Genomic DNA, 15,996 nt, shown 5'->3' with positions numbered 1-15,996 from the left:
ACTTTGCGATCCCGATAGTGCGATCGCTCAGGAGATTGAGACATAAATAGACTATCCATCAATTTAAAAAACAGAAAAATGCTTGAGTCAGAAATTCTCGAAAAACTGCAAGGATCATCAGTAGAAGATCGGATTCGCATTATTGAGGCAATTTTGAATACGCTTAAACAGGATATGCGATCAACTGAATCTACAAGTCTCCCCCAACGTCCCGCCTTTGGATTTATGAAAGGCACAGGTAAAATTTTAGGCGATGTAATTGCACCTATTTTCCCAGAAAACTCCAGTAGATTGTGATCAAAACACAGCAGGAAATTATTAAGCAAGGTTATCAAGCATTATTCGATTCCTTGGGAGTTGTAGATGCTATTCGTTTTATTCAACACTTCACCCCTGGACAAGGAGACTACACCAAAGAGCGCCAAAAGTGGCTAGACAAAACTCCCTTAGAAGACATTTTGACATCAATGAGACAGCGCCAAAAAGACGATGCAACCCAGTACGAGGAAATTATTGAATAGCGTATTTTCCAATATGGATAAATTAGAACTTTATCGAACCTGTATACAAAACCTTTTGGAGCAATACAGCCAGTCCAAATTTCAAGATGAAGAAATTGAGAACGAACTTTTTTTCGATCTTGTGCGCGATCGCTATCAATTAATGCGCGTTGGCTGGAAAGGCTTAAGCCGCGTTTATCACACCGTCCTGCACTTCGATATCAAAAATGGTAAAGTTTGGCTTCAGCAAAACACTACCGATATTGATGTAGGGCAAGAACTGGTTGATATGGGCATTCCCAAACAAGATATTGTTCTAGGTCTACATCCTGCTTATAAACGACCGTACACAGGCTACGGAGTTGCGTAGCGATCGCTATTCTTGAGTAGTCTAGACAAAAGTCTAGACATTAATTAAAATAAATATACCGAGTTATTGGAGGCAATTAGAATATGCCAACAGTTATAAACAGCGATCGGCTTTTAAATCCCCTAGATATTCGTCAAGGATTAGGTATTTCTCAAGAGCGGATGAGTAACTTGTTAAAAGTTAGCAGCAAAACCATAACTCGCTGGGAAAAAGGCGAACGACTACCCAACAATTCCGAGGCGCTGTCGCGGTTAGCCAAGCTCAAAGAAATTACCGAACTAGGACTAATGGTTTATACAGCAGTTGGGTTTCAAGAGTTTTTAAAAACACCTTTGCCAGTTTTTGAGGGACGGTGTGCTTTTGATTTGTTTGGGTTAGGCAACTATGAAACTGTCCTGAGTGCGATCGCCGCAGATTTTGAGGGAACAGGTTTTTAAAATATGCCCCTCCAGGCTTATATATCACCCTGGACAGGTTACGCTGTTCGACACATACCCGATACCCCTGGCAAAACTTACGATATTTACAATTTCAAGTATTGCGATCGCAGCAGCGAAAATCGTTGGAATATTGCTGGGGAATCAACCCTATATCTAGCAAAAGAAAAAAATGTTGCTTTGGCTGAATACGCCCGACATTTTAAAGTTGACCGAACACCAGAACTTGCAGCCCAAACTTACCGCCGTCAAGTTTTTCGTTTTAAAGTAGAGCTAGAGTACGTGCTTGACTTAACAAATGCCAAAGTTTGGGCAGAACTTTCTTTAGAAACAGCGCCAGATTGTTTTAAAGACAAAAATATCGCCCGTTCAACAGCAAACTTTATCCGTAATACGACTTCAACCCAAGCGATCGTTGTTCCTTCTGTTGCCTTTCTAGATAACTTAGAACAATGGTGTCTAGTTTTATTTTTAGAGAAATTGCCACCAGATAGCCGCAAGTTTTTACCCACCGTTGAACCTGATGGATTTTTTCAAATTTCTTGATTTAGATATAGCGTAATGGGTTTAACCGTAGGGGGCGCAATGCATTGCGCCCCCTACAAGTTTCGCAATTGATTGAAGATTGCTATAAAAAAATCTACCGTTTTCTCAGACACTGTTGTTATAACTGACTCAATGACTGCGTACTGTCAGGCAACCCAAAAAAGGAAAAAAATGTGAGTAAAGTCGGACAACTTGAGCGCATCACTCAAAATCGCGTCGTTAAACTGTTTCAACAATTAGGTTACAGTTACCTCGGCAATTGGGATACCCGCGCCAACAACCGCAACATCGAACCCGACTTACTCAGTAAATGGCTGCAACAGCAAGGCGCAAGCAAAACCTTAATTGATAAAACTCTCCGCGAACTAGACAAAGCTGCTACCTTGGGCGAAGGTCAAAACCTCTACGATGCTAATAAAGCCGTTTATCGCCTTCTGCGCTACGGAGTCAAAGTTAAAGAAGGTGCAGGAGAACAAAATCAAACTATTTGGCTAATTGATTGGAAACAGCCAGAAAATAACCACTTTGCGATCGCCCAAGAAGTCACAATTAAAGGTGAAAACAAAAAACGCCCCGATATTGTTTTGTATGTAAACGGTATCGCCTTGGGGATTTTGGAGCTAAAACGATCTAGCATTGCGATCGGCGAAGGTATCCGCCAAAACCTCGACAATCAGAAAAAAGATTTTATTCGCCCCTTTTTTACCACTCTGCAATTAATAATGGCGGGTAACGATACTCAGGGTTTGCAGTATGGAACAATTGAAACTCCTGAAAAATATTACTTGCAATGGAAAGAAACCGCCGACAATTCCCTAGACTCCCATCTGGGTTTGCTATGCAACAAAGCTCGGTTTTTAGAAATCATCCACGACTTTATAGTTTTTGATTCTGGGATTAAAAAAACCTGTCGCCATAACCAATATTTCGGCATTCAAGCTGCCCAACAGCACATCCAGCGCCGTGAAGGGGGCATAATTTGGCATACTCAAGGCTCAGGTAAAACCCTAGTTATGGTATGGCTGGCTAAATGGATTCGGGAAAATGTCACCAATACGCGAGTTTTGATTGTTAGCGATCGCACAGAATTAGACGAACAAATCGAGAAAGTTTTTAAAGGCGTAGAAGAAGACATTTATCGCACTGTTAGCGGCGCAAATTTATTTGTTACTCTCAATGAACCTATCCCACTAACAGAATTCTGTTAATCCAGATGTGAATTGTTGCAAGAGTAACAAAGGCATTGAAACAGGCAGAGATTCTCTCCCATCGAACAACGAGCCTACGGTATTTCCGTTGAAACCATGCGAAACAACGCTCGATTTGAAAGCGAGGGACTGAGATTTTAATTGGTCTACCCCGATTTTTCTTTGTTTTGCGAGTTCGTTTTGGCAACTGTGGTCTAATACCACGCTTACGCAAAGCCTTTCTCAAATCTTTTGAATCATAGCCTTTGTCCGCCGCCAGCACTTTGACATAGCCTTTGTCCGCCGCCAGCACTTTGACTCGTTTACGGGGTCTACCAGGTTGATTATTTTTGACTGGCGTTGCGGTCAATTAGCGTCATTACTTGCTGGCGTTCACTACCATTAGCTGGTGTAGTCGTATTAGACAACGGCATCCCGTTACCGTCAGTGAGAGTATGAATTAAAATCCCTTTGCCCTTATAACCATAAGCAACATCCTCACCACCGCCTTTGCCAGGGGGAAAAAGACCCGTCCACCGCGCCATAGTTCCAGTTAATTAATCCTTTCTCTGATGCGATTCCTAGTATCCGTGCTTGTAATTGTGCCAACGTTCCATCCGTTTGCCAACGCATTAGCCATCGATGTGCTGAACTTTTCGATGCCCAAATTTCTCCCTTCGGCACATCACACCATCGGCAACCCGTAATCAATACATACATTAAGGTGTTCAGTACATGACGAAAAGGCGCATGGGGCATTCCTCGTTCCCGCTTTTCTCCTTTCTCTGTCATCACATCCTCAAACAGTTTCCATTCTAAATCGCTCAATCCCTCAAATTTTCCAGCCATATCCCATGTAGCTTAATCAATCTGAGAACTACATTATCACATTTTTAACCTTAGTGGGATAGGTTCATAAAACAACTCCTTGGCTGCTTTGCTCATTGGTTCACAAATTTGGCAATAGCGACGAGGGAAATATTGCCACCGACCAATTTATTCAAGACATCAAAACCAAGCTACCTAGCAACTTTAATCCCAAAGGCGACCTATTTGTATTTGTAGATGAATGTCACCGTACCCAATCGGGAAAACTCCACGATGCAATGCAGGCGATTTTACCCGATGCAACTTTTATTGGTTTTACAGGTACACCTTTATTAAAACAAGACAAGCAAAAAAGTATTGAAATCTTTGGCAGTTATATTCATACTTATAAATTTGATGAAGCCGTCGCCGATGGCGTAGTTTTAGATTTGCGCTACGAAGCCCGCGATATTGATCAACACATTACTTCACCCCAAAAAGTTGACCAATGGTTTGAAGCAAAAACTCGCGGTTTAACAGACATTGCCAAAATGCAACTCAAACAAAAATGGGGAACGTTGCAAAAGGTACTTTCTAGCCAATCGCGCTTAGAGCAAATTGTTAAAGATATTATGCTCGATATGGATACCAAACCCCGCCTGATGGATGGACGCGGTAACGCCATGTTAGTTTGTGCCAGTATCTACCAAGCTTGTAAAGTTTACGAGTTATTCAGCCGTACCGATTTGGCTGGCAAATGTGCGATCGCCACAAGTTACAAACCTTCCCCCGCCGATATTAAAGGCGAAGAAAGCGGCGAAGGACTCACGGAAAAACTCCACCAGTACGCTATTTACCGCAAAATGTTGGCGGATTACTTTGGCGAATCTGAAGATAAAGCCATGTATCGGGTAGAAGAATTTGAGCAAAAAGTTAAACAGCGCTTTATTGACGAACCCGGACAAATGCGATTGCTAATTGTGGTTGATAAACTACTTACAGGTTTTGATGCTCCTTCAGCTACTTATCTTTATATCGACAAACAAATGCGAGATCATGGCTTATTTCAAGCAATCTGCCGCGTCAACCGCCTAGATGGAGACGATAAAGAATATGGGTATATTGTGGATTACAAAGACCTATTTCAGAGCTTGGAGGGAGCAATTGGCGACTACACAAGCGGCGCATTAGATGGGTACGACAGCACTGATGTAGCAGGATTATTAAGTAATCGCCTCGAAAAAGCAAGCGATCGCCTTGAAGAAACCCGCGAAAAAGTTAAAGCCTTGTGCGAAACCGTTTTACTTCCCCGCGAAACTCAAGATTACTTACACTATTTTTGTGGCGCAGATACCACCGATTTACCTGGCAACGCCCCCAAAAGAATCGCTCTATATCAAGCTGTCGCCGCCTTAATTCGTGCCTACGCCAACCTAGCTAATGAGATGACCCAAGCAGGCTACAGCCCCCAAGAAACCGCCGCTATTAAAGCCGAAGTTACCCATTACACCTTAATTCGCAACGAGGTAAAAGTTGCTAGTGGCGACTACCTCGATATGAAACGCTACGAAAGCGCCATGCGTCACTTGCTTGATAGTTATATTCGCGCTGATGACAGTGCGGTTTTTTCAGAGTTTGCAGAACTAGGTTTAGTCGAATTAATTGTTAAAAACGGGTTGGAAGTACTAGAAGAATTGCCCGATGGCTTGAAAAAAGACCCCGTAGCAATGGCGGAAACCATCGAAAACAATCTGCGGAAAACTATCATCGATAAAAATCCTGTAAATCCCAAATACTATGAGCAAATGTCCCAGTTGCTTGACGATTTAATTAAAGAACGCCGCGATAATGCGATCGCCTATCAAGACTATCTAGCACAAGTTAAACAACTCTCTCGTCAAGTAGTACAGCCTTTTACGACTAATTACCCGCCAACTTTAAACACTCCAGCATTGAAGTCTCTGTATGACAATTTGGGCAAAAATGAAGACTTAGCACTCTCCATTGATAAAGTTGTGCGCGAAACTAAAAAAGAAGGTTGGGTAAACAATAATTTCAAAGAGCGAGAAGTTGCTAAAGTAGTTCGAGAAGCCGCCACCGGATATAACATTAACGCTAAAGAAGTGGTAGAGCTAATCAAAAACCAACCTGAGTATCAGTAAAAGTTGCCATGTTAGTTAGCGGTATACCTGTGCAAATAGTACGGAAATCTATTAAAAACCTGCATCTATCCGTCTATCCCCCCGATGGTCGCGTCCGGGTAGCTGTACCAAAGCATCTATCTGATGACAATATACGTCTAGCTGTGATTTCTCGCTTAGGTTGGATTAAAAAACAACAAGCCAAGTTTGAAGCTCAACCTCGCCAATCAGCGCGGGAAATGGTTACAGGGGAAAGCCATTATTTGTTTGGTAAACGTTACCGTCTTGACGTAATTGAACGCCGGGGAACTCATGAAATTGCGATCGCAAGTAACAACACTCTCCAACTTTTTGTTAATCCCGGTACTTCCACCCAAAATCGAGAATTGGTACTAAATCAATGGTATCGCCATCAGCTACAAGCTCAAATTCCCACCTTACTAAATCGCTGGCAAGTAATAATTGGTAAGGAGATTGAGGACTGGGGAATAAAAAAAATGAAAACAAAGTGGGGAAGCTGTAACATTACTCAGCGCCGCATTTGGCTAAACTTGGAACTAGCGAAAAAACCCCTCGAATGTCTGGAGTACGTTGTAGTTCACGAATTGGTACACTTACTAGAACGCTATCACAATGATCGCTTTAAAGCTTATATGGATAAATACCTCCCTCAGTGGAAGCTATACCGCGATCTCCTCAAACGCGAACCCTTAGCCGATGAAAATTGGATTTATTAGGTTTATATACAAATATATTTCAGCTACACTCAAGAAAAACTATTAATTTAGGCAGTGCGACTTCTCGTGCAATCTCAAAAGCCGCAAAAAATTGATCTCAATACCGACTATCCTTGTCCGTGTCGCCGTCAAGGGCGGTTGATTCCAATTGTGCTAACTGAGGCGATGGGATGCGATCGCTGTCAAAAAATCTTTGTAGTAGAAGAAAATGGCTATGCTTTAGAGCAACTAGCAACAACCTACCCCCACAAACCAAGTTGGCGATGGGTAGGAAATCGGTGGATAACGGCTCAATCGCACTTAAAGCAAAGTTATTTACCTATAGCTCTAGGAGCAATCGTCATATTGCTACTTGTCTGGTTGCCATCGGCATTAAAAGTACCAAGTGGGGCAAACTTCTTAATCTGGGCGATGATTGCCGTAATTGTGGCTATAATACCAGCATTTATACATTGGCTGACTTACAGGCGTTAATAAATGACGACAGATAATGTGGCTGCAAATATTGAACCTATGGTTACAGTAGAACGCGCCTATCGAGCGTCTTTGAAGTTAAGCATTACCAAGGGAGGCGATCGCAATAACGCCGTTTCCGCTATGGCGCAAGCTCTTAAAAACTCCGTCAATGACATTTTAGAAGCCAATACCCTAGACTTAGAAGCTAGTCGGGAAATGGCAGTCCCAGAGCTAATTTTAGATTGGCTGAAGTTGACCCCAGAACGCTTACAAGCAACTATAGAAATTTTAGAGCGGTTGGGGAAGTTACCTGATCCTTTACGCCGAGTTAGAAACGCCGAATATCAACTTCAAGACTCGCAAACTTACTGCCAATTGATGCCTTTGGGAGTAATTGCGCTAATTTATGAGGCATTTCCAGAATTGGGAGCGATCGCGGCGGGATTATGTATTAAAACGGGTAATAGTTTAATTTTGCGCGGTAGTAGCGAAGCTAGTCATTCTAATGAAGCGATCGCCAAAGCGCTTAAATCTGCCTTAGATGAAACAGATTTGCCTAGTGGAAGCGTACAGTTGCTAGGTACAGAAGGCGGGAGTGCGGTAGTTAGAGATTTAATCGTTCAAGATCGGTACATAAATTTAGTCATTCCCTACGGTCGTCCGAGTATGGTACAGCAGGTAATGCGCCAATCTACCGCCCCGGTATTAAAAACGGCGATGGGCAATTGTTATTTGTATTGGGCGGTGTCGGGGGGTTTGGAAATGGTGAAATCAATGATTTTAGATAGCCATCAAAGCCAGCCAGATCCTGTAAATGCTATTGAAAAAGTATTAATTCATCGCTCTAGCCAACCGTCGTCGCTGGTAACTTTATGGAATAGTTTAAAAGAAAAAGGTTTTGAAATTAGAGGCGATGAGGAACTTTGTAAGGCTTTTGCTGACTTAAAGTTAGCGGAGGATGAGGAGTGGGATCGCGCTTATTTAAAAAAAATTGTGGCTTTTAAAGTCGTCAATGATTTGGAGGAAGCGATCGCGCTGATTAATTTGCATAGTAGCGGTCATGCTGATTGTATTGTTACTGAGTCTTACCAAGAAAGCCGTTATTTTGCCTTGGGTGTAAGTAGCGCTTCTACTTATATCAATGCTTCGCCTCGCTTTTCCCGCAATCCATCCCACGGCGATTCGGTGTTTTTGGGGATGTCTAATCAAAAAGGACAAAGGCGCGGTTTAATTAGTTTGGAAACTCTAACCACGCTTAAACATATTGTTCAAGGTAATGGCAGGCTTTAAAGTATTTTTATAGTTCTTTTGCATATCAAGGTTAAGCGTTTGAGGCTTACTTTAAGAAAAACCAGGAATTGGGGGGTCTGCCCCCCAAACCCCCCATTGGGGGAGGCAACTCGTCCCCCAAACCCCCTGCAAAAGGGTCTTGTCTGTAGGTTCGCAAGTTCTTGGGAAGTAGCTCTTTCTGGGTTTTGCGGACTTTAATATGTTTTGGTATAACGGTGGCTTAGTTGCAGGGAATACGCTGGAATTGGCAATTGACGATCCGGGGCTACTATATGGCGCAACGGTATTTACAACTATGCGCGTATATCAGCACTCCCTAGACTCAAGGTTGACTAACTGGGCGGCACATTGCGATCGCTTATCGGCAAGTTTACAAGCTTTTGATTGGCAACAACCCCATTGGACGCAAGTAAAACAAGGAGCAAAAGCAATGCTGCAATACTTCCCTATTCTCCGCCTTACTTTATTTCCCGATGGGCGCGAATGGATTATTGGGAGAGAATTACCCGCAGATTTGACAAAAGAACAAAAATATGGTAGAGCGGCTTATACTATAGAATTAGTCCGAAGCCTTGCTGCTCATAAAACCGGAAATTATCTAAGTGCATGGTTGGCGCAGAACTTAGCTAGAAAAAACTCGGCGCAAGAGGCGATTTTGGTATCTAGTAGCGGGGAATGGTTGGAGACTAGCACCGGAAACCTGTGGGGCTGGAAAGATAATTGTTGGTGGACACCACCCTTAAAAGCGGGAATTTTGCCGGGAATAGTGCGAAGTCAATTAATTAACTGGTTGCAAGAGCAAAACTTAGAAGTAAAACAAAAACCTTGGCAACAGGAGTTGGTGCAAGGCTTTGAAACGATTTGTTATAGTAATAGTGTGGTGGAGATTATGCCGATTAGGGCGATCGCATCACTATCAACTCAAAAGCACTACGAAGTTCAACATCCAGCTTTGAAGCTCCTTCAAGACTTGTTTATCGAGTAAAAAAGCTCTATTGCCAAAGCCCGATCCCTAACATGGGCAACTCCTGTGATTCTAAGGTAGATTAAGAATAGTTAACATTTAACTTATAAAGACCTTCATAAGTTAACTAAGGTTAGGAGGAAAGACCTCGGTGAATAAACGCTGGAGAAACGCGGGGCTGTACGTTCTGCTAGGCATTGTAGTTTTAGCATTGGGAACAGCATTTTTTGAAAAACAACCTCAAAGCCGAGAGACATGGCGCTATAGCCAATTTATTCAAGAAGTTCAACAAGGCAAAGTTGAGCGAGTAAGTCTTAGTGCTGATCGCACTAGAGCGCAAGTAACACCTCAAGATGGCGAAAAGAAAATAGTAAACTTACTCAACGATCCTGACTTAATCGATATATTGAGTAAAAATAACGTTGATATAGTAGTTTCACCCCAAGCTGACGATAGCACTTTGTTTAGAGTCCTCAGCAGTATATTTGTGCCAGTGCTGCTATTGGTTGGCTTATTTTTCTTGCTCCGACGCGCTCAAAGTGGGCCCGGAAGTCAAGCAATGAATTTTGGCAAGTCAAAAGCTAGAGTTCAAATGGAACCGCAAACCCAAATAACTTTTGGTGATGTGGCGGGAATCGACCAAGCAAAACTTGAGTTAAACGAAGTTGTAGACTTTCTCAAAAATGCTGACCGTTTCACGGCGGTAGGGGCAAAAATTCCTAAAGGCGTACTGCTAGTTGGGCCTCCCGGAACTGGTAAAACCCTTTTAGCACGTGCGGTAGCTGGAGAAGCCGGGGTTCCTTTCTTTTCTATCTCTGGTTCGGAATTTGTGGAAATGTTCGTCGGTGTGGGTGCGTCCCGCGTCCGCGACCTGTTCGAGCAAGCCAAAGCTAACGCTCCTTGTATCGTATTTATTGATGAAATCGACGCTGTAGGTCGCCAACGGGGTGCAGGTTTAGGCGGCGGTAATGATGAAAGAGAGCAAACCTTAAACCAGTTGCTTACAGAAATGGATGGTTTTGAAGGTAATACGGGAATTATTCTAATTGCAGCAACCAACCGCCCCGATGTTCTAGATTCAGCTTTACTACGTCCAGGTCGTTTCGATCGCCAAGTGGTGGTAGATCGTCCCGATTACGCAGGACGCGCGGAAATTCTCAAAGTTCACTCTCGCGGCAAAACTTTAGCTAAAGATGTTGACCTAGACAGAATTGCTCGGCGTACTCCTGGGTTTACAGGTGCTGATTTGGCTAACTTGCTCAATGAAGCGGCAATTTTGGCAGCACGGCGCAGTTTGACCGAAATCTCGATGGATGAAGTTAATGATGCGATCGATCGCGTACTAGCTGGCCCAGAGAAAAAAGACCGGGTAATGAGCGAAAAGCGCAAAACTTTGGTAGCGTACCACGAAGCAGGTCATGCTTTAGTTGGTGCATTAATGCCAGACTACGATCCCGTACAGAAAATTAGCATTATTCCTCGTGGTCGTGCAGGTGGTTTAACTTGGTTTACTCCTAGTGAAGACCGCATGGATACCGGACTATACAGCCGCTCTTACTTAGAGAATCAAATGGCTGTAGCTTTGGGTGGTCGCATTACTGAAGAATTGATCTTTGGTGAGGAAGAAGTGACCACAGGCGCATCTAATGACTTGCAACAAGTAGCAAGAGTAGCGCGTCAAATGGTAACTCGATTTGGCATGAGCGATCGCCTAGGGCAAGTTGCTTTAGGTCGTCAGCAAGGTAATATGTTCCTCGGTCGGGATATTGTCGCCGAGCGCGATTTCTCTGAAGAAACCGCCGCCGCTATTGATGACGAGGTACGCAAGCTTGTAGATGTAGCTTACCGTAGAGCAAAAGAAGTGCTAGTTAGCAATCGTCACATTCTCGATACTTTAGCAAATATGCTAATTGAAAAAGAGACTGTAGACGCGGATGAGTTACAAGAGTTGTTAGCCAATAGCGATGTAAAAACTGCATCGTTAGCATAAGCAACTGATATACAAAGCAGGGTAATTCTAAAACTAGAATTACCCTGCTTTTTTGATGCGATTGTCAGGAAGATTTTTAGTTTTGTGATGGCTTAATGGAGCAACGGTTTACCCACTCTTGATAGGTTTGCTGGCGTTCGGCATCATCTACAACGATTTGGATGCTGATTTTTTTGCATCCTTGACGGCGTTCTAATGCGATCGCATTTAGGAGCAAGCTTGCTATTTTAGCAGAGGTAAATTCGCCGGATACGATCAGTTCATTAGTTTTAGTTACGGTTGAAACTTGACTTGTATTTGTGGCTAAATCAACTCCTTGAATTTCACTTTGTCCTAAATCGATCTCTGCAAGTTGGATAGTTTCTTCACCTACTTGTTCTATAATCAATTTTTCTCGTCTAATTGGAACTTGGATCATTTCAGTTTCAATTTCTTTTCTAACAACTACTTCGCCAATTTTTTGCTTATTAACATCTACTATCAACCTTTCCTCTAGTAAAGGAATACTTGCACCTGTGGCTATTGCTGCTATTCCTAAACCTAAACCCAAATTCATATCATTTGTTTCTTCGGTTGTTTCTGACTGTTGACTTAAATCTTGTTCGTCCTCAACATCATTTGCCATCACTTCTGTAAGTTGGCTTATATCGTTGGTTTCTGTTGCTAAGTTGTTGTGATAAGCAACCAAATCTATTTCGCTTGTGTCTTCTCCCATGGACATCATTTCAGGAGTCACAAGCAAGTCTGTGTCTTCTCCCATGGACATCATTTCAGGAGTATTGAACAAATCTATTTCGCTTGTGTCTTCTCCCATGGACATCATTTCAGGAGTCACAAGCAAGTCTGTATCTTCTCCCATCAACATCATTTCAGGAGTCGCCAATAGATCCATGTCACTTGTGTCTTCTCCCATGGACATCATTTCAGGAGTCGCAAGCAAGTCTGTGTCTTCTCCCATGGACATCATTTCAGGAGTATTGAACAAATCTATTTCGCTTGTGTCTTCTCCCATGGACATCATTTCAGGAGTCACAAGCAAGTCTGTGTCTTCTCCCATCAACATCATTTCAGGAGTCGCCAATAGATCCATGTCACTTGTGTCTTCTCCCATGGACATCATTTCAGGAGTCACAAGCAAGTCTGTGTCTTCTCCCATGGACATCATTTCAGGAGTATTGAACAAATCTATTTCGCTTGTGTCTTCTCCCATGGACATCATTTCAGGAGTCGCCAATAGATCCATGTCACTTGTGTCTTCTCCCATGGACATCATTTCAGGAGTATTAAACAATTCAGTATTTTCTCCCATGGACATCATTTCAGGAGTCGCCAATAGATCCATATCGCTTGTCTCTTCTCCCATTGACATCATTTCAGGAGTATTGAACAATTCAGTGTCGCTTGTTTCTCCTGGCATTGACATCATTTCAGGAGTATTAAACAAGTCCATGTCGCTTGTGTCTTCTCCCATTGACATCATTTCAGGAGTATTGAACAAGTCAGTGTTTTCTGCCATTGACATCATTTCGGGAGTCGCCAATAGATCCATATCGCTTGTTTCTCCTGACATTTCGGGAGTGTTAAACAAGTCCATGTCGCTTGTTTCTCCTAGCATTTCAGGAGTATTAAACAAGTCAGTATTTTCTCCCATTGACATCATTTCAGGAGTATTAAACAAGTCAGTATTTTCTCCCATTGACATCATTTCAGGAGTATTAAACAAGTCCATATCGCTTGTTTCTTCTTCCATTGACATCATTTCGGGAGTGTTAAACAAGTCCATGTTGCTTGTTTCTCCTGGCATTTCAGGAGTATTAAACAAGTCAGTATTTTCTCCCATTGACATCGTTTCGAGAGTATTAAACAAGTCTAGTTCGCTTGTTTCTCCTGGCATTTCAGGGGTATTGAATAAATCAGTATGTTCTGCCGTTGACATCATCTCTGGATTATCTGTTTCTGGCATCCCAGAATTTTCAAATAAGCTCATTAAATCATCATCAGATGATTGGTTAGCAAAATTTGTCAATTCAAATAAAGAATCAATACTTTTATCCTCTTGATCCTTAGAGTCGTCCTGTGTATTAGAAGACTCAGTATTTGGTTGATTATTATCTTGGTAATTAGAAAAATCACGATCTGAACTATTCATAATTAATACTACCTAATGATTTTTTGTGTTTATTTTTTCAAACGGTTCAATAAGAACAAATGATAACTTCAGAGAAAGCAAATTGACAATTATTATGAGTGTATTCTACCTGCAAAAGTGCAGGCAGGGCATATCTTATGCCCTGCCTGCACGAGTCTAGCTAGAAAGCTATTTGACCACAGCTTATACTCGACTATTGAAAGTTGCTAATCTAGCTTAGATGCGATCGCGGCGTTCATCAACCGGGATTCCACCAGTATTAATATCTAATTCTTCACGGCGCAATGTCTCTTTGGCTTCAACGGTTTCGCTCTCTACTTCTTTTCTTACCTTAATTTCTTCTCTTACAAAGGCTTCTTTGTGAATGTCGGCAGTTTCTTCATAGATTTCAACATGAGCAACTTCTCCTTCGCGGAAGGTTGCTTCGCCTGGGCTGACAGCTACTCCCGCATTGGTTGGAGTAATGCGCTCAATGACAACGCGCTCTTTCTCAATTGGTACAGATACTTGGGCTATCTCAGTTTCAATGTGCTTGCCTACAGTAACATCTCCTGTTTTCACACGCTTTTTGTTAGCAATTAGGCGTTCTTGATACAGTTTGAGGGTTTGGTTATTAGTTTGATTGACATCAAACAATTCTGGCTCGTTTTGATAGTTGTAAGTGTCGCGAGTATAAGCGGGAGTGGCACTAGCTCCGGTCATAGCAGCCGTAGAGGGCATATCCAGAGGTGCAGAGGCTTCTAAAGGCATAGCAGCATCTAGTGGTGCAGCCGTGTCTGTTACTGCACTTGTAGACGCTCCGACGGCAGGTGTGCGGTATACGTTTCTAACGCTTTCCTCGTAGTCGTGATCCAAAGCTAGACGATCGCTAAATTCTGGTAGGTTTTCCGCTTGCTCTCTAGTCATACCCACTGCATATACGCGATCGCTATCTTGATCGATTTGAGAACGTCCCACTGGTAACAAAACTTGCTTACCAAAAATCCAAAAACCTAAATCTATTACTAAATAACGAAACTGTCCGTCTTCGTCTACTAAAACATCATGGATAGTGCCAATTTTTTCATCTGCTTGAGTATAAACTCCCATACCTTTAAGATCAGAACCACCAAGGCTATCGCGATAGTCTGGATCGTAATCTGAAATTTTTACTAATGCCATAATGTAAAACCTCTATTTTTTTCATCTCGATACTTGACTAATTTATTAATTTATTAGCTTTTCTTCATCTTCCTAACGAAAGAATTAGCTAAGGTCAATTATTTACAAAAGATAGATATTTAGTATTAACAAAAGTTAACAAATTTCATATAAAAAATTATTTGTACACGGTAACTCATTAGTAGAATTACTTGCGCCGAGCTTCACTAGAAACAATAAATAGACATAGACAAGCACTTCTAAACTCCTTAGAAATGCTTGTCTATTTTTCAGATAGGTGATACCTAACTATTTTGTGTATCAATATCTAAAGAACCTTTTGTATCAATGTCTAGTTCTTCTCTGCGTAACGTTTCTTGAGTTTTAACTGTATCAATATCTACTGCTTTTTTAATTGTTACTTCTTCGCGGACAAAAGCCTCTTTATGAACATCTGCGGTTTCTTCATAAACTTTCATCCTAACTATTTCTCCCTCTTGAAAATTTGCATCTCTAACCGAAGCTGCATTTATATTTTTAGGGGTGCTACGCTCAATAATGATTCGGTCTTTTTCTAAAGGTAGGGAAACACTAGCAGTTTCGGTTTCAACGTGCTTGGCTAAAACTACTTCTCCAGTTTGCTGACGTTTTTTATTAGTAACTAACCTTTCTTCGTACAATTTTAGAGTTTGATGGTTGTCAGAATCTAAATTGTATAAAGATGGCTCTTGTTGATAATCATAATTAGGGTGACTTCTTGCTTCCACCGGGGGGGGACTTGAATAAGTTGCGGTTAAACTAGGTTCTTCTAAAGACTTCATTAACGGCGGGTGATAAGCTTTTTTTACTTGCTCTTCGTGTTGACGATCGATAATTTTGCTCTCGTGATATTCTGGTAAGTCTTCTATTTGCTTTTTATGGGAAATACCAATGGCATTTATCCGTTTTGCTTTGGCATCAATATGACATTTACCAACAGGTAATAGGACTTTTTTGCCAAAAATCCAAAACCCTGTATCAATTACAAAATAACGTAAGCGTCCTTGCTCGTCTACTAAAGCATTTTCTATACTGCCAATTTTATCATCCGATTTTCCGGCATATACATCAAGTCCTTTTATATCTTCGCCATCAAACAATTCTTCTTGATAGTTAGGGTAAAATTCGTCTAATTTATAGAGTGTCATGTATTAATATCCAATTTTATGTTACGCTGTGTTTTTGAGTTGCTTAAGCAAATTTTCAAGTTAATAAACAACAATACTTAAAACATAAATATCGT

Annotated in this window: 18 protein-coding genes; 12 read left to right on the top strand and 6 right to left on the bottom strand. The window is 41.7% G+C overall.

All coding sequences use genetic code 11. The features are described from left to right. Positions 1-78 precede the first annotated feature (78 nt). From SYN7509_RS0203375 to SYN7509_RS0203350, 6 genes are all read left to right on the top strand, one after another. On the top strand, positions 79-297 hold the full coding sequence (locus SYN7509_RS0203375) for a hypothetical protein (protein WP_009630042.1): 219 nt from the start codon (positions 79-81) through the stop codon (positions 295-297). Continuing rightward, the gene (locus SYN7509_RS0203370; RefSeq protein ID WP_009630043.1) at positions 294-521 is read left to right on the top strand and encodes a hypothetical protein; all 228 of its coding nucleotides are present in this window, start codon (positions 294-296) and stop codon (positions 519-521) included. The genes SYN7509_RS0203375 and SYN7509_RS0203370 overlap by 4 nt, the downstream gene beginning before the upstream one ends. A 13-nt stretch (positions 522-534) precedes the next feature. Next, positions 535-870, top strand: a complete 336-nt coding sequence (locus tag SYN7509_RS0203365; protein WP_009630044.1) for a XisI protein — start codon at positions 535-537, stop codon at positions 868-870. 83 nt (positions 871-953) lie between these two features. Beyond that, positions 954-1,307, top strand: coding sequence for a helix-turn-helix domain-containing protein (locus SYN7509_RS0203360; RefSeq protein ID WP_009630045.1), 354 nt, complete (start codon positions 954-956; stop codon positions 1,305-1,307). A gap of 3 nt (positions 1,308-1,310) precedes the next feature. Beyond that, positions 1,311-1,853 (top strand): RES family NAD+ phosphorylase, encoded by a 543-nt coding sequence (locus SYN7509_RS0203355; protein ID WP_009630046.1) that lies wholly within the window; start codon positions 1,311-1,313, stop codon positions 1,851-1,853. A gap of 173 nt (positions 1,854-2,026) precedes the next feature. Then, the gene (locus SYN7509_RS0203350) at positions 2,027-3,061 is read left to right on the top strand and encodes a type I restriction endonuclease (RefSeq protein ID WP_009630047.1); all 1,035 of its coding nucleotides are present in this window, start codon (positions 2,027-2,029) and stop codon (positions 3,059-3,061) included. On the opposite strand, the gene SYN7509_RS29035 is transcribed toward SYN7509_RS0203350, so the two are convergent. From SYN7509_RS29035 to SYN7509_RS24995, 3 genes are read right to left on the bottom strand one after another with little or no spacing between them, the layout of a single operon-like run. Beyond that, entirely contained in the window at positions 3,036-3,410 is a 375-nt protein-coding gene (locus tag SYN7509_RS29035; protein WP_051482543.1) for a transposase, read from the bottom strand. The genes SYN7509_RS0203350 and SYN7509_RS29035 overlap by 26 nt on opposite strands. Then, positions 3,385-3,585 (bottom strand): hypothetical protein, encoded by a 201-nt coding sequence (locus SYN7509_RS30595; RefSeq protein ID WP_009630204.1) that lies wholly within the window; start codon positions 3,583-3,585, stop codon positions 3,385-3,387. Before SYN7509_RS30595 ends, SYN7509_RS29035 begins: the two co-directional genes overlap by 26 nt. After that, on the bottom strand, positions 3,539-3,889 hold the full coding sequence (locus SYN7509_RS24995) for a transposase (protein WP_009630203.1): 351 nt from the start codon (positions 3,887-3,889) through the stop codon (positions 3,539-3,541). The genes SYN7509_RS30595 and SYN7509_RS24995 overlap by 47 nt, the downstream gene beginning before the upstream one ends. A gap of 95 nt (positions 3,890-3,984) precedes the next feature. Between SYN7509_RS24995 and SYN7509_RS24990 the strand changes: the two genes are divergently transcribed. The 6 genes from SYN7509_RS24990 to ftsH3 all read left to right on the top strand — a co-directional run bounded on the left by SYN7509_RS24990 (position 3,985) and on the right by ftsH3 (position 11,425). Then, positions 3,985-6,009, top strand: a complete 2,025-nt coding sequence (locus SYN7509_RS24990) for a type I restriction endonuclease subunit R (RefSeq protein ID WP_009630202.1) — start codon at positions 3,985-3,987, stop codon at positions 6,007-6,009. Between the two features lie 8 nt (positions 6,010-6,017). Beyond that, positions 6,018-6,725 (top strand): M48 family metallopeptidase, encoded by a 708-nt coding sequence (locus tag SYN7509_RS0203330; protein WP_009630201.1) that lies wholly within the window; start codon positions 6,018-6,020, stop codon positions 6,723-6,725. Between the two features lie 66 nt (positions 6,726-6,791). Further along, positions 6,792-7,199: a hypothetical protein gene (locus SYN7509_RS0203325; RefSeq protein WP_009630200.1), complete on the top strand. Its 408-nt coding sequence runs from the start codon at positions 6,792-6,794 to the stop codon at positions 7,197-7,199. 3 nt (positions 7,200-7,202) lie between these two features. Beyond that, on the top strand, positions 7,203-8,471 hold the full coding sequence (locus SYN7509_RS0203320) for a glutamate-5-semialdehyde dehydrogenase (RefSeq protein WP_009630199.1): 1,269 nt from the start codon (positions 7,203-7,205) through the stop codon (positions 8,469-8,471). A 199-nt stretch (positions 8,472-8,670) separates the two neighbouring features. Beyond that, positions 8,671-9,456 (top strand): aminotransferase class IV, encoded by a 786-nt coding sequence (locus SYN7509_RS0203315; protein WP_009630198.1) that lies wholly within the window; start codon positions 8,671-8,673, stop codon positions 9,454-9,456. 130 nt (positions 9,457-9,586) lie between these two features. Further along, on the top strand, positions 9,587-11,425 hold the full coding sequence (ftsH3, locus tag SYN7509_RS0203310) for an ATP-dependent zinc metalloprotease FtsH3 (RefSeq protein WP_009630197.1): 1,839 nt from the start codon (positions 9,587-9,589) through the stop codon (positions 11,423-11,425). A gap of 76 nt (positions 11,426-11,501) precedes the next feature. Here the strand turns inward: ftsH3 and SYN7509_RS30890 are convergent, their stop codons facing one another. The 3 genes from SYN7509_RS30890 to SYN7509_RS0203295 form a co-directional block, all read right to left on the bottom strand. After that, complete coding sequence (locus SYN7509_RS30890; RefSeq protein ID WP_227501466.1) at positions 11,502-13,412, bottom strand: YsnF/AvaK domain-containing protein; 1,911 nt, start codon at positions 13,410-13,412, stop codon at positions 11,502-11,504. A 378-nt stretch (positions 13,413-13,790) separates the two neighbouring features. Continuing rightward, complete coding sequence (locus tag SYN7509_RS0203300) at positions 13,791-14,735, bottom strand: DUF2382 domain-containing protein (protein WP_009631259.1); 945 nt, start codon at positions 14,733-14,735, stop codon at positions 13,791-13,793. Between the two features lie 284 nt (positions 14,736-15,019). Beyond that, the gene (locus SYN7509_RS0203295; protein ID WP_009631258.1) at positions 15,020-15,901 is read right to left on the bottom strand and encodes a DUF2382 domain-containing protein; all 882 of its coding nucleotides are present in this window, start codon (positions 15,899-15,901) and stop codon (positions 15,020-15,022) included. Positions 15,902-15,996: the final 95 nt, after the last annotated feature.

Source organism: Synechocystis sp. PCC 7509 (assembly GCF_000332075.2).
Taxonomy (GTDB): domain Bacteria; phylum Cyanobacteriota; class Cyanobacteriia; order Cyanobacteriales; family Chroococcidiopsidaceae; genus Aliterella.
The sequence above is the reverse complement of the archived record's forward strand: the minus strand, read 5'-3'. Positions and strand labels throughout refer to the sequence as shown.

Coding starts and splice junctions, on each gene's coding strand:
- SYN7509_RS0203360 (WP_009630045.1), top strand. CDS start 954: ATGCCAACAGTTATAAACAGCGATCGGCTTTTAAATCCCCTAGATATT.
- SYN7509_RS0203315 (WP_009630198.1), top strand. CDS start 8,671: ATGTTTTGGTATAACGGTGGCTTAGTTGCAGGGAATACGCTGGAATTG.
- SYN7509_RS0203365 (WP_009630044.1), top strand. CDS start 535: ATGGATAAATTAGAACTTTATCGAACCTGTATACAAAACCTTTTGGAG.
- SYN7509_RS30890 (WP_227501466.1), bottom strand. CDS start 13,412: ATGAGCTTATTTGAAAATTCTGGGATGCCAGAAACAGATAATCCAGAG.
- SYN7509_RS0203375 (WP_009630042.1), top strand. CDS start 79: ATGCTTGAGTCAGAAATTCTCGAAAAACTGCAAGGATCATCAGTAGAA.
- SYN7509_RS30595 (WP_009630204.1), bottom strand. CDS start 3,585: ATGGCGCGGTGGACGGGTCTTTTTCCCCCTGGCAAAGGCGGTGGTGAG.
- SYN7509_RS0203330 (WP_009630201.1), top strand. CDS start 6,018: ATGTTAGTTAGCGGTATACCTGTGCAAATAGTACGGAAATCTATTAAA.
- SYN7509_RS0203295 (WP_009631258.1), bottom strand. CDS start 15,901: ATGACACTCTATAAATTAGACGAATTTTACCCTAACTATCAAGAAGAA.
- SYN7509_RS0203355 (WP_009630046.1), top strand. CDS start 1,311: ATGCCCCTCCAGGCTTATATATCACCCTGGACAGGTTACGCTGTTCGA.
- SYN7509_RS0203300 (WP_009631259.1), bottom strand. CDS start 14,735: ATGGCATTAGTAAAAATTTCAGATTACGATCCAGACTATCGCGATAGC.
- SYN7509_RS0203320 (WP_009630199.1), top strand. CDS start 7,203: ATGACGACAGATAATGTGGCTGCAAATATTGAACCTATGGTTACAGTA.
- SYN7509_RS24995 (WP_009630203.1), bottom strand. CDS start 3,889: ATGGCTGGAAAATTTGAGGGATTGAGCGATTTAGAATGGAAACTGTTT.